This window comes from Lentzea sp. CC55 (assembly GCF_021056325.1).
Lineage (GTDB): Bacteria > Actinomycetota > Actinomycetes > Mycobacteriales > Pseudonocardiaceae > Lentzea > Lentzea jiangxiensis.
On the sequence record NZ_JAJCXE010000018.1, the window covers coordinates 90,091 to 116,084 of the forward strand.

Below are 25,994 nucleotides of genomic sequence, written 5' to 3' on the forward strand. Positions count from 1 at the left end.
GTGCAAGACAAAGTCGTTCTCATCACCGGAGGTTCGGCCGGCATCGGGCGTGTCACCGCGCGGCGGCTCGTCCGCGGTGGAGCGCGGGTCGCGATCTGCGGCCGTGACCAGGACCGGCTCGACGCGGCCCTCGCCGAGCTGCCCGGAGCGTGGGGAATCCGGTGCGACGTCACCGATCCGGCCGATCGCGAGCTGCTCGTGAACGCCGTGGTGGAACGCTTCGGCCGCATCGACGCGTTGGTGAACAACGCCGGGCAAGGCCGCGTCGACAAGCTCGCCGCCCTGAGCGGTGAGCAGGTGCGCAGCCTCGTGGAGGTCAACTTCACCGCGGTCGCCGAGATGACCCGGCTCGTGCTGCCGCTGTTCGGGAACCGCGGCGGGGACGTCGTGATGATGTCGTCCATCGGCGCATGGGCACCGATACCGCCTTTGTCGCTCTACTCGGCCACCAAGGCGGGCGTCCTGGGACTGGCCGTGGGGCTGCGCCGGGAGGTGCCGCGCGGGGTCCGGGTGCACGCCGTCTGCCCCGGCCCGATCTCCACGGAGTGGCTCACGCGCGACATCGACGGCAGGCCGAGCGAGCGGGAGGCGCCGCGCCGCCTGTCGGCGGGCTCCGATCCGGAACGCGTCGCCCGCGCGGTCGAGAAGTGCCTGACCGCGCGGACGTCCCGCACCCTCGCCGTGCCGCGCTGGTGGGCGATCGCGCGACTCGGCGCGTTCACCCCGGTCAGCCGGGTGCTCGACGTCGTGATCGCTCCCGCGTCGACGGCGATCGTCCGGCTGGCCCGGCGCTACGGTGAACGGCTGAGCTCATCGCCGTGACGGCGCCAGGGAGCTCGGCGCGTCGGGGTGCGCCTCCTCCTCCACGCTGATGCCGAGCCTCTCGACCAGCTCACCGCCCAGCCAGCCGCCGAGCCCGCCCGCGAGCAGGCCGGCCCAGCCGGCGATGATCGCGGGCCACGTCGGCGTCCAGTCCGTCTCGCCCAGGCGCAGCAACCAGCTGATCGCGAACACCAGGAGCACACCGGCGTTCACGAGGCCGTGCAGCAGGCCGACGCGGCGGGCGCGCGTGCCGCGCGGGACGACGAGGAACCAGTCCAGCCACCCGGTCGCCGAGGTGACGAGGCCCAGGAGCACGCCGGCGGCGATGAGGTGGGCCGCCGTGAACGCGAAGCTCGCCCGGTCGGTCAGCAGGTGCAGCACGTCGAAGCCGACCGCCGTGGTCAGCAGGCCGAGCGGAAACACGATGAGGATCGGGTGGACGGCGTGGCCCGCTGCTCGGACACGACTGCGCATGAGGTGTTCCTTTCCGGAGAACGGCTCTGCTCCCGCGTACCCGGAACCAGAGCGAATACCCCTGTGACCCGTCCCGAACTCAGGCGTGCTCGCGCACGGCCGGCTGTGATCGCCTGCTCATCAGGACGCCGGCCACGACGAGCACGGCTCCCACCACTAGGAACGCGACGTCGTGGAGCAGCTCGCCAGGCCCGTGGTGGACGCCCGGCACGAGGTGGTCGGCGACGCCTTCGACGATGGTGAACACGCCCCAGCCGGTGAGGATCCCGCCCGCCAGCACTGGGTTCGGCATCGGCTGCCGCCGGTTGAGCAGGGCGGCGCCCCAGAGCACCAGCAGCAGGCGGAGCAGGTGGAACAGGCCGTCGCCGACCATCATCAGGTGGACGTCGTCGAGCGGGTACCGCCCCGACAGCACGTGGTGCCGGCCGAACAGGTGGTGGCTCACGATGCCGTCGATGAACCCGCCGATCCCCAGGCCCAGCACCAGGGCCGCCCGGTCCACGTGCCTCATCCCGTCACCGTCCTCACGAGCAGGAAGAGGTTCAGCGCGGAGATCACGAGAGCCGCCGCCGCACCGGCCGCCGTGACGCCCCTGCGGTTGGCCGCGGCGCCCATGACGTCCTTGCGCCTGGTCAGCAGCACCAGGGGGATCAACGCGAACGGGATGCCGAACGACAGCACGACCTGGCTCAGCACCAGCGCTTTCGTGGGATCGACGCCGAACGACAGCACGGCGAGCGCCGGTGCCATGGTCACCGCGCGGCGCAGCCACAGCGGGATCCGCCGGCGCAGGTACCCCTCCATGATCACCTGACCGGAGTAGGTGCCCACGCTCGACGCCGCGAGCCCGGACGCGAGCAGTGCCAGTGCGAACGCCAGCGCCGCACCGGGGCCGAGCAGCTGGCCGAGGCCGGAGTGCATGTCCTCCAGCGACTCGCGCGGCGCGCCGGCCTGGTGGAACGCGCCGGCCGCCACGACGAGCATGCTGACGTTCACCATCCCGGCGATGCCCAGCGCCACCACGATGTCGGTGCGGCTGGCCCTCAACGCACCGCGCTGCCGGTCGGGCGACGGGCTGTGGTGGCGCTGGGTGAGCGCCGAGTGCAGGTAGATCACGTGCGGCATGACGGTGGCACCGAGCATGCCGGTGGCGAGCAGCACGCTGTCCACCCCGGCGAACCCCGGCACCAGACCGGCGGCGGCACCGGTCAGCGGGCCGAGGTGCAGGGTCTGGTAGAGGAACCCGCCGAGCACGACGGCGAGCAGCCCGATGATCACGGACTCGAACCTCCGCCTGCGCAGCGGCGCCAGCGCGAGGATGCCGAACGACACCACCGCGGTGATCAGCGCCGCCGGCAGCAGCGGCACGCCGAACAGCAGGTTCAGCGCCACCGCCGCTCCGACGAACTCCGCCAGGTCGGTGGCCATGGCCACCAGCTCCGCCTGCACCCACAACGCCTTGGTGACGGGCCGCGGGTAGTGCTCGCGGCAGAGTTCCGGCAGGTTGCGGCCGGTCACGATGCCCAGCTTCGCCGACTGGTACTGGATGAACATCGCCAGCGCGCTGGCGCTGACGATCACCCACAACAACAGGTATCCGTGCGTCGCGCCGCCCGCCATGTTCGTCGCGAAGTTGCCGGGGTCGACGTAGGCGACCGCGACGACGAAGGCGGGTCCCATGACGACGGCGGCCGATCGGATGCGAGCTGGCACCGTGATGCCGACCATCGGGTGGTCCTCCTCAGGTGAGCTTGCGGATGGCCTTCTCGATCAGCCCGAGGTTGGCCGGGCTGGTCGCGTAGAGCAGCGGGTCCGGCTTGGGCGCGGACGCGGGGCCGCCCAGGGGCTCGGGGTTCATCACGTAGGAGAACTCGTGCGCGCCATCCGGCGCGGTGCCCGACGCCCAGCCGCCCTCGGCGCCCAGCGCGCCGTCGGAGTTGTGCCAGATCGTGCCCGCGTGCTCGGCGTGCTCCTCGTCGAACAGCGCGCTCGGCGAGATCGGGCCCTCGAGGCCGTCCTCCTGCAGCTCCTCGATCGCGGCGAGCCACATGTTCTGGTGGGCGGTGTCGCGGGCGAGGTTGAACTTGAGCATGTCCCGCACGCCGCTGTCGTCGGTCATGTTGTAGAGCCGCGCGGTCTGCAGCCGGCCCTGCGCCTCCGCGGCGACGTTCGCGCGGAAGTCGGCCATGAGGTTGCCGCTCGCGACGATGTAGCGACCGTTCCACGGCACGCCGTTGGAATCGGACAGCGTGGGCCCGCCGCCGCTCACGATGGCCTGCTGCGGGTCCATCCCGCCGAGCACCGCCGCCATGACCGGGTCCTTCACCGCCTCGTCCGTCGCCTCCGCCGGAGCGTTCTCCAGCAGGCGCGCGACCATCGTGGCGAGCATCTCGACGTGGCCGATCTCCTCGGTCGCCACGTCCATGATCAGGTCCTTGTACTTGCCCTCCATCCGGCAGTTCCAGCCCTGGAAGAGGTACTGCATCGTCACCGTCATCTCGCCGTACGCGCCACCGATCAGCTCCTGGAGCTTGCGGGCGTAGTGCGCGTCGGGACGGTCGGGCTTCGCTTCGAACTGCAACCTGCTGGTGTGCAGGAACATCTCGCCTCCCGTGGGGTGTGACTCCACGGCGAAAGCTAGGCGGCACTCGTGACGCGCACGGCTCCGCGCCGACACCCGCACGGCACGGCCGCGTCACCGCTGCTGGTCAGGAAGGAGCAATTTGGTCCGGCGGTGTGTGACACCGCAACCTCCGGGCACCCGGCGACCCTGAACGCGAGAGAGGAGTGGTCCGGCGACATGACAAAGCTGACCCGTGCCCCTGATCCCCGGCCGCACATCCAGCTGCTCGACGGCTTCCGGCTGGCGTTCGGCCCGGCGCCGGTCCACGTCGTGCCCGGCGCGCAGAGACTCCTGGCCCTGCTGGCGCTGCGCGAGGGTCCCGTGCCGAGGGGGATCGCCGCCGCCCTGCTCTGGCCGGAGGCCACCACTCGACGTGCGGCGGCCTGCCTGCGGTCGTCGCTGTGGCGGCTGGGAAAACCCATTCCGCTGGTCGCGGCGCTGGACGACGCGCTGACCCTGGCCACCGGGGTCGACGTCGACTTCCGCCACGCCTGCGCCCTCACCACCGAACCGGGCGCGACCCCCGGCGCGGTCGCCGTGCTGAAGGCCGACCTGCTGCCGGGGTGGGACCAGCCGTGGGTGCAGACCGAACGGGACTGGTGGGGAGAGGCACGGCTGCGCGCGCTGGAGGTGCTGAGCGAGAGGTTCCGGTCGCACGGCGACCACCACCACGCACACCAGGCGGCACTGGCAGCCGTCCAGACCGACCCGCTGCGGGAAAGCGCTCACCGCACGCTGGTCGAGCTGTACCTCGCGGACGGCAACCCCGCTCAGGCCGTACGGCAGTACCAGCACTACCGGGCCTTGCTGCGCGCGGAACTGGGTCTGGAACCCTCAGCGCAGATCCACGACCTCATGCGGCCGCTGCTGCGCAGCACCGGTTAGCGCGTCAGCCGTTGTCAGGTCCCAGCGCGACGGCCAGCCCGCGCACCGCGAGCACCGTCGACTCCGGACTCTCCGGCAGCACGAAGTCGACGTCGACCGGTTCCCCGTCCCAGGACACCGGTTCCCGTGCCTCCAGGTGGACCTCACCGCCCGGCTGGGTGACGGTCGCGGTGCCCTGCTCCAGCACGACGGTCCCACCGTCCTCGGGGCCTCCCGCGTCCGGCAGCTCGGCGACCAACCGGAGCCCGGTCATCGCCTCACCGTCGCACTCCCCGGTGAAGTCGAGCACCATCGTCTTGGCGCGCAGCGTCACCTCGACGTCCCGGGCGTGACAGCGAGTCGTGGTCATGCAAGACCTCTACCCCCGGCCGACCGGCCGGAAACATCGGTCGCGGCTCGCGGAACGCCCGGCTCGACCGCTGATTCGTCCACTGCGGTCAGAGCCGGACGCGCTCTCCGGCGATCCAGACGCCTTCGACGTTGCGCGTGGCGGCGACATCGACCGTCGGGTCACCGTCGACGAGGACCAGGTCCGCGTGCTTCCCCTCCGCGATCACGCCGCGGTCGTCGAGACCGAAGACCTGCGCGGGCAACGACGTGGCACCCGCCAGAGCCTCGAGCGGGGTCAGCCCGGCGGCGACGAGCAGCGCGAGCTCGTGGTGCAGCGACTCGCCGTGCTCCGGCGAGAACGGTGCTCCGGGTGCCGAGTTCGCGTCCGTCCCGGCCAGCACCCGGATGCCCGCGTCGCGGAGAGCCGTCACCGAGTCACGCGCGTGCTCGTAACGAAAACTGTTGCCACCGAACAGCTTCGCGGTGCCCTCCATCATCGTCAGCGTCGGCACCGACACCATCCCGATCTCCCGCATCCTCGCGATGGTGTCCTCGTCGAGGACGGCGTCGAGCGGCGCGTGGGTGCTGACGTCCACACCGGCCGCGGCGGCGACGCGGAACGCACCCGTCGTCACCGCGTGGGCGACGACGAGCAGGCCGTGGTCGTGCGCCGCCTCGACGAGGGCGTTCACGGTGGCCTGGTCCATGCCCTCGGGCGGTGCCGCCTCGGTCACGATCTTGACGTAGTCGGCGCCGTCCGCGACGCGACGGCCGACGAACGCCCGTGCCTCGTCCGGAGTGGTCACGACCCCTTCGACGGGAAAGCCCGGCATCCTCGCGTGGTGGCCGCCCGCGCCCACCGCCGGCACGGTGGCGCTCGAAATCCGCGCCACGCCCTTCTGGGTCCGCATCTCGTCGACGAACTCCCGCGGCCACGCGCCCATGTCCAGGCCCGTCGTCACGCCCCGGCGAGCGAGGTCCTCCAGGTCGGCCCGGCCGCGCACGACGTGCACGTGCGCGTCGACCAGCCCCGGCAGCAGCACCCCGCCCGCCGCGTCGACCACCTCGTCGGCCGCACCGGTGTCCTGCCCGAACAGGCGGTCGCCGAACACCACCCGCCGGGGCTCGCCCACCGCCGAGCCGTCGAAGACCCGCACGTTCTCGATCGCCGTCGTCATCACGCCTCCGATTTAGCTTTTCGAAAAGCTATCACGAAAGCGATCCGGTAGGATCCGGATGTGCCTTCCGCTCGTGAGCTGTCCTCGCTGTCTCTCGCCCAGCACGCCGTGAGGCTGCAGACGTTGCTGGAACGCCCCATCACCGACGCACTCAAGAAGCACGGGCTCTCCCGCGGCGAGCTCGACGTGCTCGGAGCGCTGGCCGCCCGCGGCGACGGCGCGCGTCCGCAGGAGCTCTCCTCGCAGCTGCTGCTCACCACGGGAGGCCTGAGCAACATCCTGCGCAGGCTGCACGAGAACGGCCACATCACCCGCGAGGCGAACGCCGCCGACGCGAGGAGCACCATCGTCCGCATCACCGAGCAGGGCAGGGACGTCGCCCGGGAGACCGGAGCAGCCGTCACCGAGGTGATCGGCCGCGCTCTCGGCCAGGTCGACGAAGACGTCCTCGAGACGGCCGCCGAGCACCTCCACCGCGTTCTCGTGGACCTGGACGAGGACTCGCCGGTGCACCGCTCCCCCTCCTGACCGCCTACCCGGCCCGCCCCCGGACCACTTCGCGCGGCAGCTCCGCTCCCAGGCCCCCGGCCCAGTCGAGGGCGCGGGCGAGCGATCGTTCGCCGTAGAGCCGTGCGGCGGCCGGGCGCGCCGTGCACCGCGACCACTGCCCGGCGTTCAGCGCGAGGTAGTCGAGGCCGTCCGGCACGACGTCGACCTCGGCTTCGGCCGCGTGCAGCACGCGCAACGAAGGCAGCGGTGGCAGTGCGACGCGCGCACCGCTGATCTTCAGCGTCGTCAACCGGTCCAGGGCGCCCAGCTCGACCTCGTCCGCGTGGACCTCCAGGTCCCCGATCGGCAGATCGCCCACCCGCACGCGGCCGGCGCGCACCCTGAGCCTCCCCAGGGACGGCAGGTCGAGCGCGGTCAGGTCGAGCTCCTCCGCCGCGTCGACCTCGAGCACCACCACGTCCCGCGGAACCGCCGCGATCCGCGCGGGCGTCGGACTCGTCAGCCGCTCGCACCTGATCCCAGGCGGCATCGGGGCCGCGCACCACTCCTCGACGGAACCGGCCCTGAGCACGCCGTCGTCGAGCACCTGGCCCACCCGCCCGGCAGGTCCGGGCGCGAGGTCGACGCACCGTTCGCCGTAGTAGCCGGGCGTGCGCGAGATCGGCACCCACAGCGGGTGGAAGGGCACCGGCCGGACGGTTCCCGGCGGGTTGAACGCCAACTGCCAGAAGCTGTGCCACCGGCGCGGGTCACCGGCCTTCTCCCTGCCCTTCCCGAGCAACCTCCGGTGCACCGCGAGGATCTCGTCGGCGGGGATCAGCTCGTCCCTGCCGAGCGTGGTGCGGCCGCCGCGGTACAGGTCGTGGACCTCCGCGGGGATCTGCGCGCCGAGCGCGGCCTCGACGTGCGCCAACGGGCCGTCGCCCACCACGCCAACGCGCTCGTAGGGCTCGAAAAGCTCCCGTGGACGCGGTTCCACCACCACGGTGTACGACGGGGGCAGGTAGCCGGTGAACTGCTTGATGCCGTTGGTCAGCAATGCTTCGAACGTGCCATCTCGCTCGATGCGCATCTCCAGGACGCAGTCACGAGGCAAGGCTCGCAAAGCCTGCGGGTGTTTGCACCGCACGTGCTTCTCGGACGGTCCCGAGGTGAGCCGGTGGTTCATCCGGTCGTTCGGCCACAGCGCGCCACGCCGGACCGTCGCGCGCAGCAGCAGGTACTCCCACGGCTCGCGTGTCATGCCCATGACCTCGGCGGCCAGGGCGGCCAGTTCGTTCCGCACGTGTCCCCCAGGGTGGAGGACAACACCTTAGATCGTCACGTGTCCTCGCCGTGCGTCTTCCGTCCTGATGGGAAGGACGGCGTGGGCGCACGACCGCGCTTCGACCTCGCGGGCAGGGCTGTCAGTCTGCTCGTGCAACGGCTGCTGAAGCTCCCTCGCGCCGTGACCGTGGAACGAGACCTGCGGATCCCCACCGCGTCGCTGGAACGGATCGCCGACGAGGCCGGGCTCGCGCGCGCGACGGTGCACCGCCGCTTCTCGTCCCGCAAAGCCCTGCTGGAGGCCCTGTTCGCGCAGCTGAACGAGCAGTACCTGCGCGCGCTGGACGAGGCCGAGGTCGAGACCGCTCCCCCGCTCATGGCCCCGCACCGCGTCACCGAACTGGTCATCGGGATCAAGTTCAGCCACCGCCTGGTGGTCGACGTCGTCAGCCGGGTCCACGACGGACGCTCGTTCCTCGGCGACGAGGTGGTGGAGCGGGCGCAGCTGCTGTTCTCCCGGCTGCACGCCGCCGGCGCGATCACGGCGGCGTCACCGTCCTGGTGCCTGCGCCTCTACCTGGCGGTTCTGGACGTGGTGCACCAGCTCCCGGCCGGGGCGGCCGAGCTCGGCGAGGGTGACGACGCCGCGGCGCGCACCCACCTCCAGGTCTCCACGGTCCTCGGCGCGCTCGGCGGGGACCGTCCTCAGTAGACGGTCAGTGCGCCTCGCGGCCGTAGTCCGACGGACGCGTGCGCAGTTTCGCGGCGATGCGCGCCAACGCTTGCCGATCGGCCTTGTTCAACGGGTCCAGCACGTGTTCCCGCACCGCGCGCAGGTGCACCGGCGCCGCGGCCACGACGAGCTCGTAGCCGTCGTCCGTCAGCGAGGCGAGCGTGTAGCGGCCGTCCGCCGGGTCGGGTGAGCGCGTCACCCAGCCCCGCTGCTCGAGGCGCTTGACGACGTTCGACAGCCGGGACAGCGAGCCGTTGGTCAGGTACGCCAGCTCGCTCATGCGGATCGCCCGGCCCGGCGCCTCCGAGATCTGGCTCAGCGTCATGTACTCGAAGAGCGTCAGGCCGTGCTCCTGGTGCAGCGGCGCCTCGAGGCGGCCCGGCATCAGCAGCGCGAGCGAGATGAGCCCGGTCCACGCCTCCTTCTCGGCGGCGTCGAGCCAGCGCGGCTCCTCCGGAGCGCCTGAGCCGGGTACGGGGTCCACTGCTGCCACGCGGACACCCTACCGGGATCGGTTTGACTTCACGCTTGAAGTGAGCGCATAGTGGTGTCACTTCAAGCGTGAAGTCATTGAGGAGTGAGTGATGACGGTTTCCCTGATCAACCCCGACGATCACGTCCAGGTGCCGCTCTACCACCACGTGGCCGTGGCCACCGGCAGCAGGCAGGTCCACGTGGCGGGGCAGGTCTCCTGGGACGAGAACGGCGAGCTGGTCGCGCCCGGCGACCTGACCGGGCAGGTGGCGCAGGTCTACCGGAACGTGGTCAAGGCGCTCGCGGCCGCCGGGGCGACGTTCGACGACGTCGTCCGCGTCACCTGGTACGCGGCGGGCTGGAAGCGCGAGATGTACGACGCGTTCGTCGCGGGCGTCGAGCAGGCGACGGAGGAGCTGGGCATCACCGCGACCCCGCCCGCCGCGCTGATCGGCGTCGAGGTCCTGTTCGAGCCGGGCATCCTGGTCGAGGCCGAGGTCACGGCCGTCGTCGCCTGATCACCGGCGCCTGGCGGCCTCCCGGCGTTCGCGCCCCATCCGCGTCGGCGGCGCCACGTCACGTGCGCAGGTGGGAGGCCCCGTTCAGGTCCAGGACCGCCCCGGACGACCACGCGGCCTGCGGCGAAGCCAGGTGCACGATCGCGGAGGCGATCTCCTCCGGCGTGCCGACCCGCCCGAACGGGCTCTGGTCGCGCACCGCGTCACCGTCGTCCCCGGCGAGCTTCGAGGCCTGGCGTTCGGTGGCGACGAACCCCGGCGCCACCGACGTCACCGCGATGCCGTGCGGGGCGAGGGCGATCGCGGCCGACTGCCCGAACGCGTGCAGCGCCGCCTTGCTCGCCCCGTAGGCCGGGTGGTCGGGTTCGCCGCGGAACGCGCCGCGGGAGCCGACGTTGACGATGCTGCCCGGCGAGCCGCGGTCGATCAGGTGCCGGGCCACCGCCCACGTGACGTTGGCGGCACCGAGGAGGTTCACGTCGACCATGGACCGCCACGCGGCGGTCCACTCCTCCCACGTGCTGTCGCCGAGGCGGTGCAGGTTGGCGGCGCTCGGTGCCACGGCGGCGTTGTTGACCAGCACGTCGACCTCGCCGAGGGCGGCCACCGCCTCGGCGACCAGCGAGCGGGCGGCCTCCGGTGAGGCCAGGTCGCCGCCGATCAGCACGTGGCCGTCGCCGGCGAGCCGGGCGAGGGTGTCCTCGGCGTCGTCGCGGCGGCTGCTGTAGTGCACGGCGACGCGGTGGCCCCGCTCGGCGAAGGCCACGGCCGTCGCGCGGCCGATGCCCCGCGACGCCCCGGTGATGATCACTCCACTCGGCATCGGCCCACGGTACCCGCAGGCCGTGCCCGAACGGGGGACGACGGGTCGTCGCAGCCGAACGGCAACCTGCGGGGCCCACCATGTTCCTGCTGCTCAAAGCGGCGAGAACGGGCCCGGCTCCGGCCGGGGCGCGCACTTCGCTGACCACCCGCGCGCCGCACCGGCCGTCATCCGTTCGTGGACGGACGATTGCACTCACTCCAAAGTGGGCATTTCGAGCCGGTGACGACCGAGAACGACGACTTGCTCCGCGCGCCGCTCGACCGCGAAACGCGGGAGTTACTGGATCCACACCACCACCGGGCGAGCGCCCACCTCGGCGACCAGCTCCTCGTCGACCCCGTCCAGGTGCTCGAGAACGTCGCGATGGCGATGGAACGGGTCGACCTCGACATCAGCACACCGGTCAGCATCGAGGAGGACGTCGCCACCCTCGAGGAACTGGTCGCCATGGTCGAGCACTTCGACAAGGGACCGGCGCTCGTCGCCCACGCGCTCAACACCGCCGCGCGCGTCATGAACGCCCGCTACCCTGCCGAGCTGGTCCGCCACCCGCTGCCGCACGACTGCGACCTGCGCCGGCTGTTCCACGCGGACGTCGACGAGCGCAGCCAGGACGTCGCGCGGGCGATCTTCAACCAGCGGCTCGCGGAGAGCGCCGACGTGCGGGACTCGCAGATCGCGGTCGACCTCGACGGGCTGTCGTCCGAGCAGCGGATCGAGGTCTTCATGGCGGTGTTCTTCCTCTACGGCATCAAGGTCGGCGCGCTGCAGAACCGAACAGGGATCCGTTGAGATGCCTCGTGATGGGCGCGACCGGGCACCTCGGGTCGCGCCTCGTGCCGGAGCTCCTCGCGGCCGGCCACGACGTCGCCGTGCTCGTGCGCGACAGCGCGCAGGCGACGAGGTTTCCCACCCGGGTCATGGTGCACGTCGGTGACGCCACGGACCCGCACGCGGTGCGGGAGTCGTTGGCGGGCAACGAGCTCGTGTACTTCCTCGTGCACTCGCTCGACCGGGCCGACTTCGCCGACGTCGACCGCGGGGCCGCTCTCGTGCTGGCGGCCGCGGCGGAAGACGCGGGCGTGCGGCAGGTCGTCTACGTCGGCGGCCCGCGGCCCGACTCCGCCTCGCCGTCCCCGCACCTCGCCTCGCGGGCCGAGGTCGGCGACGTCGTGACCGCCGGACGGGTGCCCGCACTCGTGCTGCGGGCGTCGATGGTCATCGGCGACGGCTCAGCGAGCTTCGAGCTGCTGCGGTCGTCGGCGAAGCTCAGCCCGTGGGTGCCGGTGCCGTCGTGGATGCACAACACCAGCAGGCCGGTCGCCGTCGCCGACGTCGTGCACTACCTCTTGGCCGCCGCCGACCTGCCCGAGCCGGTCGACGGCACGTTCGACGTGCCCGGTCCCGAACAGCTCAGCTACCTCGAGCTGGTGCAGCGGTGCGCACGCGTGCTCGGGCTCCCCGTCCGGCTGCCGGTGCCCGCGCCGGTGTGGTCGCACAAGCTCGCCGCGCAGGTGGCCGGACTGGTGACGCCCACACCGGCCGCGGTCGCGGAACCGCTGTTCGCCTCCCTGGACCACGACCTCACGGCCGACGGCCCGCCCGTCACCGACGTGCTGCCCCCGCCGCCCGGCGGCGTCACGAGCGTCGACAACGCCATCCGCGCCGCGACGGCGCCCGAGCCGGAGAAGTCCGGTGGCGAGGTGTTCACCGAGGAGCGGACCGTGCTCACCGACGCGTCAACGGAGGACGTGTGGCGCACGGTGACGACGCTGGGCGGCAAGAACGGCTGGCACACCATCCCTCTCGTGTGGACGGTCCGCGGCGCGATCGACCACCTCGCCGGCGGCATCGGGCTCTACCGCGGCCGCGCACCCCGGGTCGGAGAAGGCGACGTCGTCGACTTCTGGACCGTCGTGCACCGCGACGACGCGGCGAGGCGGCTGGTGTTGCGGGCGGACATGAAGATGCCCGGTCACACGCTGCTCGACATGCGCGTCGACCGCGACGGCGGCCGGACGCGCTACCGGCAGAAGATCACGTTCACCGCGGACGGGCTGCTGGGCCAGCTGTACTGGTGGACGCAGAAACCCTTGCACGACCTCGTGTTCGCAACGATGGCGCGCGGGATCGTCCACGCGGCGGCTAAGGCATGATCTGCGCATGCGCAGCTCACTGTTCAACCACGAGGAGCGGGCCGTCGAGCCCGGAAGCTTCCAACTGCAGAACGAACGCATGCTCAAGGTGGACCTCACCGGCAGCGGCGGCTTCTTCTTCGCCAAGCAGGGGTCGATGATCGCCTACCAGGGCGACGTCGACTTCGCCTACGAAGGCGCCGGTGGCATCGGCAAGCTGTTCAAGAAGGCGTTCACCGGCGAGGGCATGTCGCTGATGAAGGTGTCGGGCAGCGGTGACGTGTTCCTCGCCCAGGACGCCGACGAGATCTTCGTGCTCCACCTGGAGGACGAGAGCGTCACCGTCAACGGCAAGAACGTGCTCGCCTTCGACAGCTCGTTGCGGTGGGACATCAACCGCACCGAGGGCGCGTCGATGCTCAGCGGCGGCCTGTTCAACACCACGTTCACGGGCACCGGGGCGCTGGCCGTGACCGCCTACGGCACGCCGGTCGTGCTGAACGTGGACGTGCCGACGTACGTCGACATGCAGTCGGCCGTGCTGTGGTCGACCTCGCTGCAGTCGTCGATCCGCAAGACGGCCAAGCTCGGCGCGGTCATCGGCCGCGGCTCGGGTGAGGCCTACCAGCTGGCGCTGCAGGGTCAGGGCATCGTCGTCGTGCAGGCGTCGGAAGGCCACCCGATGCCGACCGCGCAGTAGAACCCCGGGTTCCGGCTCGGGTTGTGGACCCGAGCCGGTCCCGCGGTCACGACCCGCTGTAGGAGAGCCGGTCGAAGTTGACGGCGCCGGTGTCACCCTGCTCGTAGGAGAACGTCACCACCGCGTCGCGGCCGTTCACCGGAACGTCGTCGAACGTCACCGTGCCCCAGGAGTCCCAGCTGTCGGAGACCTTCGGGAAGCTCACCTGGCGCACGACGCTCCCGTTGACCGACAACGTCATCGTGCGCGCATCGTTGTGGGCGTTCGCGTACCTCACCGTGACGGCGCCGGTGCCCTGCCCGGCCGCCGCGCGGTGCACCGTGAACGCCGACGAGGCGCCCTGTGCCCAGAGCCCGTCGACGAAAGCGCGGCCGGAGTAGCCGGTGTGGTTGACGTTCGTCTTGACGCCGCCGGTGTTCAGCGCGTCCTCGGCCTCCAGGTGGGCCGGTGCCGGGCAGCCCGAGACCGTGCCCGCCGTGTCGGGGCAGCGGTCCCGCGCGTCGGCCGCGCCGTCGCCGTCGCGGTCGCCGCCGGTCGCACCCGTCAGCGTGATCTCGACGGTGTGCGCGCCGGTCAGGGTCGCGGGGATCTCGGGACGTGACGGGCGGCCGTCGACCGTGACCGAGCGGATCGTCGTGCCCGCCCCGCGCAGGGAGATCGTCAGGTCGGCGTCGCGGTAGCGCAGGTTCCGCAGGGTGACGTCACCCCAGCCGGCGGGCAGGGTGGGCGCGAACGTCAGGCCCGCGTCGCCGTACCTCAGGCCGAACAGTCCGGTGTGGACCATGTCGAGGAACGCCGTGGCGGACCAGGTCTGGTCGGGTTCCGAGCCCCAGTGGAACTTCACCGTGTCGCCCAGTCGCTGGTAACCGCCGTCCACGACACCCGTGGTGCCGTTGTAGATCTCCCAGAACCCGCTGTTGTTGTTCGCGAGCTTCGCGAGACGCGCGGTTTCCGCCGCGAACTTCGCCTGGTCGCCCTGGCGTGCCAGCGCCTTGGCCCACAGGCCCTGCACGAGCGGCCAGACGATCGCGTTGTGCCTGCCGGGCTGGGCCTCGGAGTAGCGGTCCCAGTGCGGGAACGTGTCGGGCATGCCCCACTTCATCCCGCGGGCGTTCGCGACGATCGACCGCGCCCGGTCCGGGTTCGCGACACCGAAGAGGATCGCGAAGGCGAGGCCGGTGCCCTCCTGGTAGGCGCCGCGCGTGCCGTCGGCGAGCAGCTGGTAGTCGTACAGGCCCGTCGCCGGGTTCCAGAAGTGCCGGTTGATCGCGGCCTTGAGCGCGGCGGCCTTCGAGCGGTGGCCGGCGGCCTCCCGCGCCCGCCCGAGCCGGTCGGCCATGTTCGCCGCGTTGACGTAGGCGGCGTAGTAGACCTCGTTGGTGCTCAGGTACATCCCGCTCGCGATGCCCGGCCACGGCATGCTGCCGGTGCTGACCGACTCGGTCGCGTCCGCCGGCGGTGCGGGGTAGCCCGCGATGCCGTCGTTGAAGAACGACGCGCCGGTGAAGAGCCCGTAGGTGGCGTTGAAGCCGGCGTTGCCGGCGTTCTCGCGGATCGTCAGGGTGTTCCTGGCGGTGTCGTAGGCGTTGCCGAGGAACTCGCGGTCGCCGGTGACGAGGTAGTGGTGCCACGCGGCGGTGAGCCAGACGACCTGGTCCCACTGCTGGTCGTCCTGCTGCACCCGCAGGGCTCCGGTGGAGTCCCTGTCGACCACGGCCCAGAGCGTGTTCTCCGCCAGGGCCGGGGACAGCTGGCTGGCCGCGTTCCAGCTGTTGATCGACGCGTCGCGCGTCCACGGCTGCTGGTAGCCGCCGCCCGCGCGGACGAAGCCGACGGCCGGATCCTGCAGGCCGCTCCTGTTGTAGCGCGGGTCGTAGGCCAAGGTGTTGCGCCGCAAGAGGTTGTCCAGCGCCGCCGTGTACGCGGTGCCGTACAGCGCCTGGCTGTCCGGGTTCGCGAACCGCAGCGACGGCGGCGTGGCGGCGGTCGCCGGTGAGGCACCGGAGAGCACGCCGCACACCGTCACCACGCTCAGAAGGACACGACCGATCCACCGCCGGGGACTCATTCCGTGCACCTCTCCCGGCCCCGGGACCGACCCGTGGCCGAAGGGCAGTGGACCATGGAACCGCTCTCACGGAGAGTGGCGGGACGATTCCTGTCCGCTTGTGTCACACCCCGGCGCGGCCGGTCCTCCGGGAGGACGCCCGCCACTGCGCCAGAGCGGCGATGGCCGCCTCGGCCACGGGGCCGCTCGACGCAGGGCTCCGGCCGGTGCGGGGTTGCCGTCGCGGCGCCGTTCCCGGGTCCGCGGCTCAGCCGAGCAGCGCGCGGGCCACGGCTCGTCCGGAGAGCCAGGCGGTCTGCACGCGCGGACGGCCGAACGCGTCACCGCAGAGCCACACCCGGCCGTCGGTCGCGTACGGCGACGCGTCACCCGCCTCGGGCTGGGCGTAGGTCCAGCGGTGCACCTCGATCCGCGGTGGGGCGCTGAGTCCGAGCAGCTCGCCGACGGCGTCCGCCAGCACCGGACCGGCGGCATCGGGGTCGTCCAGGTGCGCGGCGGCCAGTCCCGCGGTGGAGTGGGTGACCAGGACCGGGGCGCCGTCGCCGCGGCGGTCACCGTCGTCGCAGACGGTGGCCAGGACGGGGTGGTCGTTGACGAACGCCCCGGGCAGGGACGCCCACGAGCGGTCCGGGTAGGTCAGGACGGCGGCGATCACCGGCCGCCAGGTCTGGCGGGACGCGGCCGAGGCGACCGCGGGCGGCGGGGACAACCGCAGGGCCTGCGGGCCCGGCATGGCGAGCACCACCGCGTCCGCGTCCTCCGGCACGGAGTCGATCCGGGTCGACAGCCGGACGTCGAGCCCGCGGGCGAGGTCGACCGCCAGGCCGCGCAGCCCACCCGGAGCGGCCCACCGGACCGGTCCCCGCGTGTCCCGGCCCTCCGGGAAGACCTTGAGCGTGTCGGTCCAGGGCCGGGCGAGGTCCCGTGCCCGCCAGGACTCGACCTGCTCGGCGAAATCCGGGTCGTCGGCGACGAAGTAGGCCGCACCGATGTCCGCGTACCGGCCGCCGATCCGCTTGCAGGCCATCCGCCCGCCCACGACCCGGCCGCGTTCGACGACCCGCACCCGAGCGCCACCGTCCGCCAGCGCGCGTGCGCACGAGAGCCCGGCGATTCCCGCCCCGACCACGACAACATCCACACAGGTCACCCTAGGCGCCGGCCGCACCGGCCACACGTCTGCACGACCGCGCCGGGCGCGACGCGCCTACCCGGCCCGGCCGGCCGCCGGCACCGGCCCGGAGTCCTCGCCGAACCGCCCGTCGAGCTCCCCGGCGGGCAGCGTCTGCGTCGAGTTGTGCTCGCGCACGATCCGCCACCCGTCCGGCGTGCGGCGCCAGACCAGCGAGGTCGTGGTGCGGATGTCCGTCACGGCGTCGGGGGTGGCGATCCGCGCCGCGAACCGCAGGGTGGACGCCGCGAGGTCACCGGAGACGAGGACGTGCGGGCCGTCGTCGACCGCGTGGTGGGCGGAGGTCATCCCCTGGAAGGCCGGGGTCCAGATCTCGCCGTACGCGGCGGCCGACGTCGCCACGCGGTGCTCGGGGTCGAAGTCGTCGTAGAGGCGGACGTCCGGGGCGCCGAAGTCGTAGAACTCGCCGAAGACCCGCCGGAAGTCGAAGGGCTCGTCCCCTTCGCGGCGGTCCCAGCCGAACACCCAGCGCTCGTGCAGGTCCGCGATCACCCGTTCGTCGTTCATGATCTCGACGCTAGGGCCGCCGGCGTCCTCCCGGGAGGGTGCGCCACACCCACCCACGACCGCGGGAGGACCGGTGTGTTCCCCGGCCCTCCCGCGGTGCCGCGCGATGGTCAGATCTTGCCCGCCGCCACGTCGGCGAGGGTCACGCGGGACGACTTGTAGGTGACGATCGCGTGCTTCGACGGGGTCTTCGAGTCCTTCGCCGGGAAGATCTCGTTGCTGATGGGCAGACCGTTGTCGAAGTCGAGGGTGAGCACCGTCGAGGCGTCACCGCCCAGGATGTCGGGGCTCGCGCTGAGGTTCAGCACGCGCTTGCCGCCGGCCTCGGCCTCGGCGACGGTCACCTCCTTGATCGTCGCGAGCAGCTTCAGCACGCCGGCGCGGACGTCGGTGTTGGCGGCACCGACGAACAGCGCGTACGTGCTGTTGCTCCACAGGTGGTTGTTGATGCGGTTCTCGAGCTCCTTGCCCGTCGGACGCGGCCTCGGGGCCGGGACCTGCTTGCCGAGCTTGCGGAACTCCTCCGCCATCTCGGCCTGCGCGTCCGCCCACGCCTTGTCCGCCTCGGCGGGGCTCAGGCCGAGTCCCAGGGCGTTGCCGGCGGGGGTGACCATCGCGGTCCTGGCCTTCTCCACGTCGCCGTCGGCGGCCAGGCGGGCCGCCGCCATCACCTTGGCGTCGAACGGCATGGCCTGGTCGTCGTTCTTGGCCACCGAGCTCGCCAGCGTCTGCGGCGAGTCGCCCTTGAAGATCTGGCCGCGGTCGCTGTAGACGGTGTAGTAGACGTACGGCGTGCCGTCGGGCGCGGGCTTCGTGCCGATGATCAGCGACGCGTCGCCCGGCAGCGTTCCCCCCGCCTTGACCTCGGAGGCGAGCTTCACCAGCGGCGACTCGACCACCGCCTGCGGCGCGGCCTCGGACCGGCCCGCGTCGGCCGGCCCGGCCGGGGTGGTGCCGCTCGTCGTCGCCATCACGACGGCCACCGCGACGGCGGCCGCGCCCACGGCGGCGGCGCTCACCGCGGGCCAGGACCTCCACCGCCGGGGTCGCACGACGGTGCTCCCGGGTTCCGCCATCGCCGCCCGCAGTGCCGTGCGAGCACGGTCGTAGGCCTCGGCGTCGGGGGACGGGACATCACGCAGCTTCTTCATCAGGTCCATCTCATCCATGGGGGTGTCTTCTCACGTTGTCGGGACTTGCAGCAGCGCGGCCACCTCGGGGGCCTCTCGCAACGCCTTGCGCGCCTGGTGCAGCAGCCGGCGCGCCGTGCCGGCCGGGATGGCGAGCACCCGGCCCGCCTCCGCGACCGTCAGGTCCTCCCAGGCGACCAGGCCGAGCACCTCCCGTTCCTCCGGCTTGAGCCGGTCCAGTGCCGTGCGCAGCAACGCCTGCGCGTCCACGCGGGCATCTACCGCCGGCCACGGGTCCCAGTCGCTCACCACGCGGGTGAGGTCCGCTGACGGCTCCTCGGCCGGCTCCGACCGCCAATGCCGCCGCACCCTGTTGAGCGCGACTCCGTAGAGCCAGGGCCTGGCTTCGGGAAATGACCGGTCGTAGGTCGCACGGGACTCGTAGGCCGCCACCCACACGTCGCCGAGCACGTCCTCGGCGGCCTGCCGCCCCACTCTGCGCGCGAGGTAGTTCCCGATCGCGGTCTCGTGGCGGCTGATCACTTCCACGAAGGCATCGGTGTCTCCGCGCAGTGATCTGCCGATCAGTTCCGCGTCTGACGACATGAAGCTCCTCGGGTTTCGCTTAGCCCTTGCACCCCGTCTTTGCCAACGCGCGCCGAAACCGTTCAGGTTGCTCCCCCGAGTCGCCGAAGCGGCTGGTCAGCGCGCTCTCGCACCTGACCGCGCGCAGGGGGCGGCCGTCGGAGCATGCTCTTGCGGCCGGGACCGATGAGTTCGTGCGGCCACCGCGGTCAACCTGCCGACCAGGAACGGAAAGGAAGCTCGATGACCCAGCTGGTGAAGGTCCAGAACTTCGTCGTCTCGCGGGACGGGTTCGGCGCGGGAGAGGACCAGACCCTCGACCGGCCGTTCGGCCACGCCGACCCGGGCACCATGTTCGCGTGGGCGGGCGCCACGGCGAGCTGGCCCAACCGCACCGACCCCGGCGGCACCCGCGGCCTCGACGACCACCTGGTCCGCGACTTCGCGAACAACATCGGCGCGGAGATCATGGGCGCCCACAAGTTCAGCCCGCACCGCGGCCCGTGGGAGAACCACGACTGGCAGGGCTGGTGGGGCGACGAACCGCCGTTCCACACGCCGGTCTTCGTCCTGACCCACCACGTGCGGCCATCGTTCACCCTCTCCGACACGACCTTCCACTTCGTCGGCGGCGACCCGGCCGACGTCCTGCGCCAGGCGAAGGAAGCCGCGCGGGGCAGGGACGTCCGGATCGGCGGCGGCGCCACGACCATCCGCTCGTTCCTCGACGCCGACCTGATCGACACGCTGCACGTCGCGGTGTCGCCGGTCGAGCTCGGGCACGGCGTGCCGTTGTGGAAGTCGCCGGACGAGCTGCTCGACCGGTTCCACGTGGACGTCGTGCCGAGCTCGAGCGGGGTGACGCACCACCTGTTCTGGCGGAAGTGACGTGTGCGGCGCCGCGGTTCAGCGCCGTGTCACCCGCTCCAGCAGCCCGAGCGCCCTGGCGAGCACCGGTGAGTCGTCGTCAGCACGCACGGCGGCCACCAGGTCGACGCCCTGGTTCCCGGCCAGCGGCCGGTAGGTCGTCCCCGGCACCCCGAGCTCCGCCACGGGCCGCGGGACCACCGCCACGCCCAGCCCCGACGCCACGAACGTGACCAGCGTCGAGGTCTCCGCGACCTCGTGCCGGATGCGCGCCTCGAAACCCGCCGAGCGGCACAGGTCCGTGACGATGCCGTGCATGACGGACCGGCCGCGGGAGGCGTGCACGATCAGGTCCTGGTCGCGCAGGTCTTCGACCCCCAGGCGCTTGCGGCGGGCCAGCGGGTGAGCTTCGGGCAGCGCGACGATCAGCTGGTCGCGGCGGACCGTGGTCACCCTCAGCGCGGAGTGCTCGACGGGCGGGCGCAGCAGGGCGAGGTCGATGCGGCGGCCGAGCAGGGAGTCGAGCTGGTCCGGGGCGAGCATCTCGCCGCGGAACGTGAAGTCGACGGCCGGCAGCTCCTCGCGCAGGGCCCGGGCGAAGGCGGGCAGCAGGCTGTAGGTGGCGGAGCCGACGCAGCCGACGACGAGGCGGCCCTGCAGTCCCTTGGCCACGCGCCGCGCTTCGGCGGCCGCGTCGTCCACGGCGGTGAGCACGGCACGGGCCCGTTCGAGGTACACCGCGCCGGCGCCGGTCAGCTCCACCTTGCGGGTCGTGCGGTGCAGGAGCGTCACCCCGAGCTCGGCCTCCAGCTGCTGGATCTGCTGCGACAGCGGTGGCTGGGCCATGTTCAGGCGTTCGGCGGCGCGCCCGAAGTGCCGTTCCTCGGCGACCGCGACGAAGTAGCGCAGGTGACGCAGTTCCACGCGATTGATATTCTCAGAGTCTCACCGGGCACGAAATGAGTATTTCTGAATATCGCCGCGGGGGCCTAGCGTCGAGACCATGACCGACGTCGTGATCTGCGAACCCCTCCGCACCCCGGTCGGGCGGTTCGGCGGGGCCCTGTCCTCGCTCAGCGCCGCCGACCTCGCCACGGCCGTGCTCACCGAACTGGTGCGGCGCACGGGGCTGCAGGAGGGCGATGTCGACGACGTCGTGATCGGGCAGAGCTACGCGGGCGGCGAGTCGCCGGCGATCGGCCGGATCGCGGCGCTGGACGCGGGACTCGGCACGGGCGTGCCCGGCCTCCAGATCGACCGGCGCTGCGGCTCCGGGTTGCAGGCAGTGCTCTACGCGGCGGGACAGGTCGCGACCGGTGCGGCGCGGGTCGTCGTGGCGGGAGGTGCCGAGTCGATGTCGCAGGTCGAGCACTACGTGCTCGGGCTGCGCACGGGCGTCCGCAGCGGCGGCGTGCAGCTCGTCGACCGCCTCGACCGGGCCAGGGAGACCGCCGGTGGCAGATTCCACCCGGTGCCCGGCGGCATGCTCGAGACGGCCGAGAACCTCCGCCGCGAGTACGGCATCTCGCGCGAGGAGCAGGACGAGCTGGCGGTGCGGTCGCAGCAGCGGTGGGGCGCGGCCGACGAGGCCGGGCTGTTCGCCGACGAGCTCGTGCCGGTGACCGTCCCGGGGCGGCGCGGCAAGCCCGATCTCACGGTCGGCCGGGACGAGCACCCGCGACCGGACACGACACTGGAAGACCTGGCCGCGCTCAGGCCCGTGCGGCTGAAGCTGGACCCGGAGTCCACCGTCACCGCGGGCAACGCGAGCGGCCAGAACGACGGCGCCGCGCTGTGCGTCGTCACCACCCGCGACGAGGCCGAGAAGCGCGGGCTGCGGCCGTTGCTCGCGCTGAGGTCCTGGGCCGTCACCGGCGTCGGACCGGAGGTCATGGGCATCGGGCCGGTGTCCGCCTCGGCCGCCGCGCTCGGCCGCGCCGGGCTCACCCTCGGCGACGTCGACGTCATCGAGCTCAACGAGGCGTTCGCCGCGCAGGTGCTCGCCGTGCTGCGCGAGTGGGAGATCGACCCGGCCGACGACCGGCTCAACCCCAACGGGTCCGGCATCTCCCTCGGCCACCCGGTCGGCGCGACCGGCGCGCGGATCCTCGCGACGCTCGCGCACGAGATGCGCCGCCGCGGCAGCCGCTACGGCCTGGAGACGATGTGCATCGGCGGCGGCCAGGGCCTGGCCGCCGTCTTCGAGGCGGTGCGCTGATGGGCGTCGACGTCCACCACGTCGTCAGCGGGAGGCGGGACGGCCCTGTCGTCGTGCTGTCCGGGTCGCTCGGGTCGGCGCTGGAGATGTGGGAAGCCACCGTTCCCGCGCTGGAGGAGCACTTCCGCGTCGTCCGCTACGACACCCGCGGTCACGGCCGCTCCCCCGTCGTCCCCGGTGCCTGCACCCTCGACGACCTGGCCGACGACCTCGTCGGGCTGCTCGACCGGCTCGGCGTGCCGAAGGCGCACCTGGTCGGGCTGTCGCTCGGGGGCATGACGGCGCTGCGCGTGGCCGCCCGCGACCCCGAGCGCGTCGACCGGCTCGCGGTCCTGTGCACGAGCGCCTGCCTCGGGCCCGCGTCGACCTGGACCGACCGCGCCGCGCTCGTCCGCGCGGAGGGGACGCGCGCGGTGGCGAAGTCCGTCGTCCAGCGCTGGTTCACCCCGGCGTACCGGGACCGTGCGCCGTGGGAGGCGATGGTGGCCGCCACCCCCGCCGAGGGGTACGCGAGTTGCTGCGAGGCGATCGCCGGCATGGACCAGCGCGAGGGCCTGCGCGAGGTCACCGCGCCCACCCTCGCGATCGCGGGGGCCGACGACCCGGCGACGCCACCGGACCACCTGCGGGAGATCGCCACGTCCGTCCGGGACGGACAGCTCCTCGTCGTGCCGGGAGCCGCGCACCTCGCCAACGCGGAACAGCCGGGCGCCGTCACGGCCGCGCTCGTCGGCCACCTCACGGAGGAGAACCGCTCATGATCCTGGACAAGGTGGCCGGCGGACCGGCCGAGGCCGTGGCGGGCATCCGGTCCGGTTCCAGCGTCGCGGTCGGCGGGTTCGGGCTCGCGGGCATCCCGTGGTTCCTCATCGAGGCGTTGCTGGCCCAGGGCGCCGACGACCTGACGATCGTCTCCAACAACTGCGGCGTCGACGGCGCCGGTCTCGGCCTGCTGCTCGAACACCGCCGCATCAGCCGCGTCATCGCGTCGTACGTGGGGGAGAACAAGGAGTTCGCCCGGCAGTACCTCGCCGGCGAGCTGACCGTCGAGCTCACTCCACAGGGGACGCTCGCCGAACGGCTGCGGGCGGGCGGTTCCGGCATCGGCGCCTTCTACACGCCCACCGGTGTCGGCACGCTGGTGTCCGAGGGCGGCCTGCCGTGGCGCTACCACCCCGACGGCACCGTCGCGCTCTCCTCGCCGCCCAAGGAGGTCCGCACCTTCCACGGCAGGGAGATGGTGCTGGAGGAGTCGATCGTCACCGACGCGGCGCTCGTCCGGGCCGCCGTCGCCGACCGGGCGGGCAACTGCGTCTTCCACGCCGCCGCCCGCAACTTCAACCCGGCCGCCGCGATGGCGGGCCGGTTCACCGTCGTCGAGGCCGAACGCGTCGTCGAGGCCGGCGAGATCCACCCCGACCAGGTGCACCTGCCCGGCGTGTTCGTGCAGAGCGTCGTCGCCCTGACCCCCGAGCAGGCCGCCCGCAAGGACATCGAGAAGCGCACCACCCGTGCCCGCCGGGAGGCGAACTGACATGGCCTGGACCCGCGACGACATGGCCGCCCGCGCCGCCCTCGAGCTGCGCGACGGCGAGTACGTCAACCTGGGCATCGGCCTGCCCACGCTGATCCCGGACCACCTGCCCGCGGACTCGACCGTGACGCTGCACGCGGAGAACGGCATCCTCGGCGTCGGGCCGTTCCCCTACGACGACGAGGTCGACCCTGACCTGATCAACGCCGGCAAGCAGACCGTCAGCGTGCTGCCGGGGGCGTCGTTCTTCGACTCCCCCACCAGCTTCGCGATGATCCGCGGCGGCCACGTCGACACCGCCGTCCTCGGCGGCATGCAGGTCTCCGCGCACGGCGACCTCGCCAACTGGATGGTGCCCGGCGCGGTGGTCAAGGGCATGGGCGGCGCGATGGACCTCGTGAGCGGCGCCCGCCGGGTCATCGTCCTCATGGAGCACACCGCCCGCGGCGGCGACCCGAAGCTGGTCGCCACCTGCACGTTGCCGCTGACCGGACGTGGCGTCGTCTCGCGCGTCATCACCGACCTGGCCGTGCTCGACGTCGCGGACGGCGCGTTCGCGCTCGTCGAGCTCGCCCCCGGTGTCACGGTCGAGGAGGTCGTGGCGAAAACCGGCGCACCGGTCGCGGCAGCGCCGGACCGTCCTGGTCCGGCCGCGGCACGGCACCCGGCCTGAAGCCGGCACCGGCGGGGAGAACCGGGCCGGGTGCACCCCTGCTCCCCGCCCGGTGTCCCCCGTCGGCGCGGAGCTGCTCGGAAGGCGGCCTCCCGAGCAGCTCCGCGCCGTCCACCTCAGCTCGCCGCCAGCTCCGAACCGGCCCGGTAGGCCTCGACGGCGGCGTCGCGTTCGACCGGGGACCAGCCGAGCGGACCGGCGATCAGGTCGGCGACCTCACCGGCCACGGAGGCACCGAAGTCCAGGTGCTCCATGGCGATCCGCGTGCGGCGGGCCAGGACGTCCTCCAGGCCCAGCGCGCCCTCGTGCGTCACGGCGTACACGATCTCCGCCGCCAGGTGGCCCGCGACCGGCGAGGCCAGGGACGGGTCCCGGGCGATGAGCGCCAGCACGTCGGACACGGCCGAGCCGTAGCGGCGCAGCAGACGCTCCACAGTGGACGTGGGCAGGCCGGACCCCGCAGCGACTCGAGCCCGGTCCGCCCACAGCTCGTGGAAACCGACCGCGCCGCACAACGGCAACCGGTCGGTCAGGGAGGGCGCCACCGCGCGCCCCAGGCCGGAAACAGCGGCGTTGACCACGTCCGCTGCCATCACGCGGTAGGTCGTGTACTTGCCGCCCGCGATCACGAAGAACCCCGGCTCGGGCTCGGCGACGGCGTGCTCGCGCGACAGCTTCGACGTGTCGCTGGACGCCCCGGCGAGCAACGGCCGCAGCCCCGCGTAGGTGCCGACGACGTCGTCCACCGACAACGGCGACCGCAGCACGGCGTTGACGTGGTCGAGGATGTACGAGACGTCCTCGGCGGTGGCCGCGACGTCTTCCGGCGCACCGGAGTACGGCGTGTCCGTGGTGCCGATGATCCAGTGGGCGCCCCACGGGATCACGAACAGCACCGACTTCTCGGTCTGCGTGATCAGGCCGCCGTCGAGCTGGATCTTCGAGCGCTCCACCAGCACGTGCACGCCCTTGGACATCCGCACCTCGAACGGCGGCGTGCCGGGTGACAGGGCGTTGAGCGAGTCGGTCCACACGCCGGTCGCGCTGATCACGCGGCGTGCGCGCACGACGTGCGTGACGCCGGAGAGCTCGTCGCGCACCGAGGCACCGGCGACCCGGCCGTCCACGCGCAGCAACGACGTGACCCGTGCCCGCGAGACGACGGTCGCGCCGTGCTGGGCGGCCGTTCGGACCAGCGTCGACACGAGGCGGGCGTCGTCCACCTGCGCGTCGTAGTAGCGGATCGCGCCCGCGAACGCGTCGGCGTCCAGGGAGGGACCGACGCCGGCCATCTTGCGGCGGGACAGGTGCCGGTGCATCGGCACGGCACCGGCGCCGCCGATCGAGTCGTACAGCAGCACGCCCGCGCCGACGTAGGCGCGTTCCCACTGCTTCTTCAACGGGAAGAGGAACGGCACCGGCCGCACCAGGTGCGGTGCGAGCCGGCGCAGCAGCAACCCGCGTTCCTTCAGAGCTTCCCGGACCAGCTTGAACTCCAGCTGCTCCAGGTACCGCAGCCCGCCGTGGACGAGCTTGCTGGACCGGCTCGACGTGCCCGCCGCCCAGTCGTCGGCCTCGACCAGTGCGACGGACAGCCCGCGGGAGGCCGCGTCGAGGGCGGCGCCCGCGCCGACCACGCCACCGCCGACGACGAGCACGTCGAACTCCGTGGTGCCCAGGGCCTCCAGGGACCGGGCACGCCGAGCCGGATCCAGCCTTGCGAACAACTTCTTCAGCTCCTCAGGG

General features: G+C 72.4%; 29 protein-coding genes. 13 read left to right on the top strand and 16 right to left on the bottom strand.

The window, feature by feature from the left end; all coding sequences use genetic code 11:
* Positions 1–822, top strand: a complete 822-nt coding sequence (locus tag L6E10_RS11495) for an SDR family oxidoreductase (protein ID WP_236219484.1) — start codon at positions 1–3, stop codon at positions 820–822.
* Here the strand turns inward: L6E10_RS11495 and L6E10_RS11500 are convergent.
* The 4 genes from L6E10_RS11500 to L6E10_RS11515 form a co-directional block, all read right to left on the bottom strand.
* Positions 811–1,296: a DUF2231 domain-containing protein gene (locus L6E10_RS11500; protein WP_236219485.1), complete on the bottom strand. Its 486-nt coding sequence runs from the start codon at positions 1,294–1,296 to the stop codon at positions 811–813. The genes L6E10_RS11495 and L6E10_RS11500 overlap by 12 nt on opposite strands.
* 79 nt (positions 1,297–1,375) lie before the next feature.
* Positions 1,376–1,807, bottom strand: a complete 432-nt coding sequence (locus L6E10_RS11505; protein WP_236219486.1) for a DUF2243 domain-containing protein — start codon at positions 1,805–1,807, stop codon at positions 1,376–1,378.
* Positions 1,804–3,024: an Nramp family divalent metal transporter gene (locus tag L6E10_RS11510; protein ID WP_236219487.1), complete on the bottom strand. Its 1,221-nt coding sequence runs from the start codon at positions 3,022–3,024 to the stop codon at positions 1,804–1,806. Before L6E10_RS11510 ends, L6E10_RS11505 begins: the two co-directional genes overlap by 4 nt.
* Positions 3,025–3,037: 13 nt before the next feature.
* Positions 3,038–3,898, bottom strand: a complete 861-nt coding sequence (locus L6E10_RS11515; protein ID WP_236219488.1) for a manganese catalase family protein — start codon at positions 3,896–3,898, stop codon at positions 3,038–3,040.
* Between the two features lie 198 nt (positions 3,899–4,096).
* On the opposite strand from L6E10_RS11515, the gene L6E10_RS11520 reads away from it, so the two are divergent.
* The gene (locus L6E10_RS11520; RefSeq protein WP_236219489.1) at positions 4,097–4,804 is read left to right on the top strand and encodes a BTAD domain-containing putative transcriptional regulator; all 708 of its coding nucleotides are present in this window, start codon (positions 4,097–4,099) and stop codon (positions 4,802–4,804) included.
* 4 nt (positions 4,805–4,808) lie between these two features.
* On the opposite strand, the gene L6E10_RS11525 is transcribed toward L6E10_RS11520, so the two are convergent.
* Both L6E10_RS11525 and L6E10_RS11530 read right to left on the bottom strand, forming a co-directional pair.
* Positions 4,809–5,153, bottom strand: coding sequence for a hypothetical protein (locus L6E10_RS11525; RefSeq protein ID WP_236219490.1), 345 nt, complete (start codon positions 5,151–5,153; stop codon positions 4,809–4,811).
* 88 nt (positions 5,154–5,241) lie between these two features.
* Entirely contained in the window at positions 5,242–6,312 is a 1,071-nt protein-coding gene (locus L6E10_RS11530) for an amidohydrolase family protein (RefSeq protein ID WP_236219491.1), read from the bottom strand.
* A gap of 60 nt (positions 6,313–6,372) precedes the next feature.
* Between L6E10_RS11530 and L6E10_RS11535 the strand changes: the two genes are divergently transcribed.
* On the top strand, positions 6,373–6,840 hold the full coding sequence (locus L6E10_RS11535; RefSeq protein ID WP_236219492.1) for a MarR family winged helix-turn-helix transcriptional regulator: 468 nt from the start codon (positions 6,373–6,375) through the stop codon (positions 6,838–6,840).
* Between the two features lie 4 nt (positions 6,841–6,844).
* On the opposite strand, the gene L6E10_RS11540 is transcribed toward L6E10_RS11535, so the two are convergent.
* Positions 6,845–8,107 (bottom strand): hypothetical protein, encoded by a 1,263-nt coding sequence (locus L6E10_RS11540; RefSeq protein ID WP_236219493.1) that lies wholly within the window; start codon positions 8,105–8,107, stop codon positions 6,845–6,847.
* 81 nt (positions 8,108–8,188) lie between these two features.
* On the opposite strand from L6E10_RS11540, the gene L6E10_RS11545 reads away from it, so the two are divergent.
* Positions 8,189–8,800 (top strand): TetR/AcrR family transcriptional regulator, encoded by a 612-nt coding sequence (locus tag L6E10_RS11545; protein WP_236219494.1) that lies wholly within the window; start codon positions 8,189–8,191, stop codon positions 8,798–8,800.
* A gap of 4 nt (positions 8,801–8,804) precedes the next feature.
* Here L6E10_RS11545 and L6E10_RS11550 read toward each other — a convergent pair whose 3' ends face one another.
* A complete protein-coding gene (locus L6E10_RS11550) occupies positions 8,805–9,314 on the bottom strand; it encodes a MarR family winged helix-turn-helix transcriptional regulator (RefSeq protein WP_236219495.1) in 510 nt (169 codons plus the stop codon).
* Positions 9,315–9,405: 91 nt separating this feature from the next.
* Between L6E10_RS11550 and L6E10_RS11555 the strand changes: the two genes are divergently transcribed.
* The gene (locus L6E10_RS11555) at positions 9,406–9,813 is read left to right on the top strand and encodes a RidA family protein (protein WP_236219496.1); all 408 of its coding nucleotides are present in this window, start codon (positions 9,406–9,408) and stop codon (positions 9,811–9,813) included.
* A 58-nt stretch (positions 9,814–9,871) separates the two neighbouring features.
* Here the strand turns inward: L6E10_RS11555 and L6E10_RS11560 are convergent, their stop codons facing one another.
* Positions 9,872–10,636 (bottom strand): SDR family NAD(P)-dependent oxidoreductase, encoded by a 765-nt coding sequence (locus L6E10_RS11560; protein WP_236219497.1) that lies wholly within the window; start codon positions 10,634–10,636, stop codon positions 9,872–9,874.
* A 222-nt stretch (positions 10,637–10,858) separates the two neighbouring features.
* Between L6E10_RS11560 and L6E10_RS11565 the strand changes: the two genes are divergently transcribed.
* From L6E10_RS11565 to L6E10_RS11575, 3 genes are read left to right on the top strand one after another with little or no spacing between them, the layout of a single operon-like run.
* A complete protein-coding gene (locus tag L6E10_RS11565) occupies positions 10,859–11,431 on the top strand; it encodes a hypothetical protein (RefSeq protein WP_236219498.1) in 573 nt (190 codons plus the stop codon).
* 11 nt (positions 11,432–11,442) lie between these two features.
* Positions 11,443–12,795 (top strand): DUF2867 domain-containing protein, encoded by a 1,353-nt coding sequence (locus tag L6E10_RS11570; protein WP_236219499.1) that lies wholly within the window; start codon positions 11,443–11,445, stop codon positions 12,793–12,795.
* A gap of 7 nt (positions 12,796–12,802) precedes the next feature.
* The gene (locus L6E10_RS11575) at positions 12,803–13,474 is read left to right on the top strand and encodes an AIM24 family protein (RefSeq protein WP_236219500.1); all 672 of its coding nucleotides are present in this window, start codon (positions 12,803–12,805) and stop codon (positions 13,472–13,474) included.
* A 46-nt stretch (positions 13,475–13,520) separates the two neighbouring features.
* Here L6E10_RS11575 and L6E10_RS11580 read toward each other — a convergent pair whose 3' ends face one another.
* From L6E10_RS11580 to L6E10_RS11600, 5 genes are all read right to left on the bottom strand, one after another.
* The gene (locus L6E10_RS11580) at positions 13,521–15,503 is read right to left on the bottom strand and encodes a glycosyl hydrolase family 65 protein (RefSeq protein ID WP_236219501.1); all 1,983 of its coding nucleotides are present in this window, start codon (positions 15,501–15,503) and stop codon (positions 13,521–13,523) included.
* A gap of 286 nt (positions 15,504–15,789) precedes the next feature.
* A complete protein-coding gene (locus L6E10_RS11585; RefSeq protein ID WP_236219502.1) occupies positions 15,790–16,683 on the bottom strand; it encodes an NAD(P)/FAD-dependent oxidoreductase in 894 nt (297 codons plus the stop codon).
* Positions 16,684–16,749: 66 nt separating this feature from the next.
* Positions 16,750–17,241, bottom strand: a complete 492-nt coding sequence (locus L6E10_RS11590; RefSeq protein WP_236219503.1) for a nuclear transport factor 2 family protein — start codon at positions 17,239–17,241, stop codon at positions 16,750–16,752.
* A gap of 110 nt (positions 17,242–17,351) precedes the next feature.
* Entirely contained in the window at positions 17,352–18,410 is a 1,059-nt protein-coding gene (locus L6E10_RS11595; protein ID WP_236219504.1) for a hypothetical protein, read from the bottom strand.
* 12 nt (positions 18,411–18,422) lie between these two features.
* On the bottom strand, positions 18,423–18,977 hold the full coding sequence (locus L6E10_RS11600; RefSeq protein ID WP_236219505.1) for an RNA polymerase sigma factor: 555 nt from the start codon (positions 18,975–18,977) through the stop codon (positions 18,423–18,425).
* A 222-nt stretch (positions 18,978–19,199) separates the two neighbouring features.
* On the opposite strand from L6E10_RS11600, the gene L6E10_RS11605 reads away from it, so the two are divergent.
* The gene (locus L6E10_RS11605; protein ID WP_236219506.1) at positions 19,200–19,844 is read left to right on the top strand and encodes a dihydrofolate reductase family protein; all 645 of its coding nucleotides are present in this window, start codon (positions 19,200–19,202) and stop codon (positions 19,842–19,844) included.
* Positions 19,845–19,862: 18 nt separating this feature from the next.
* Here L6E10_RS11605 and L6E10_RS11610 read toward each other — a convergent pair whose 3' ends face one another.
* Positions 19,863–20,747, bottom strand: coding sequence for a LysR substrate-binding domain-containing protein (locus tag L6E10_RS11610; protein WP_236219507.1), 885 nt, complete (start codon positions 20,745–20,747; stop codon positions 19,863–19,865).
* Positions 20,748–20,826: 79 nt separating this feature from the next.
* Between L6E10_RS11610 and L6E10_RS11615 the strand changes: the two genes are divergently transcribed.
* The 4 genes from L6E10_RS11615 to L6E10_RS11630 are packed head-to-tail and all read left to right on the top strand — an operon-like array spanning position 20,827 to position 24,248.
* Positions 20,827–22,041, top strand: a complete 1,215-nt coding sequence (locus L6E10_RS11615; protein WP_236219508.1) for an acetyl-CoA C-acetyltransferase — start codon at positions 20,827–20,829, stop codon at positions 22,039–22,041.
* Positions 22,041–22,802, top strand: a complete 762-nt coding sequence (gene pcaD / locus L6E10_RS11620) for a 3-oxoadipate enol-lactonase (protein ID WP_236219509.1) — start codon at positions 22,041–22,043, stop codon at positions 22,800–22,802. The genes L6E10_RS11615 and pcaD overlap by 1 nt, the downstream gene beginning before the upstream one ends.
* Complete coding sequence (locus tag L6E10_RS11625) at positions 22,799–23,575, top strand: CoA transferase subunit A (RefSeq protein WP_236219510.1); 777 nt, start codon at positions 22,799–22,801, stop codon at positions 23,573–23,575. Before pcaD ends, L6E10_RS11625 begins: the two co-directional genes overlap by 4 nt.
* Before the next feature lies 1 nt (position 23,576).
* Positions 23,577–24,248 carry a CoA transferase subunit B gene (locus L6E10_RS11630; RefSeq protein WP_236219511.1) on the top strand — a complete coding sequence of 224 codons (672 nt, stop codon included), beginning with the start codon at positions 23,577–23,579 and terminating at the stop codon, positions 24,246–24,248.
* A gap of 116 nt (positions 24,249–24,364) precedes the next feature.
* Here the strand turns inward: L6E10_RS11630 and L6E10_RS11635 are convergent, their stop codons facing one another.
* Positions 24,365–25,975, bottom strand: a complete 1,611-nt coding sequence (locus L6E10_RS11635) for a glycerol-3-phosphate dehydrogenase/oxidase (protein ID WP_374236386.1) — start codon at positions 25,973–25,975, stop codon at positions 24,365–24,367.
* Positions 25,976–25,994: the final 19 nt, after the last annotated feature.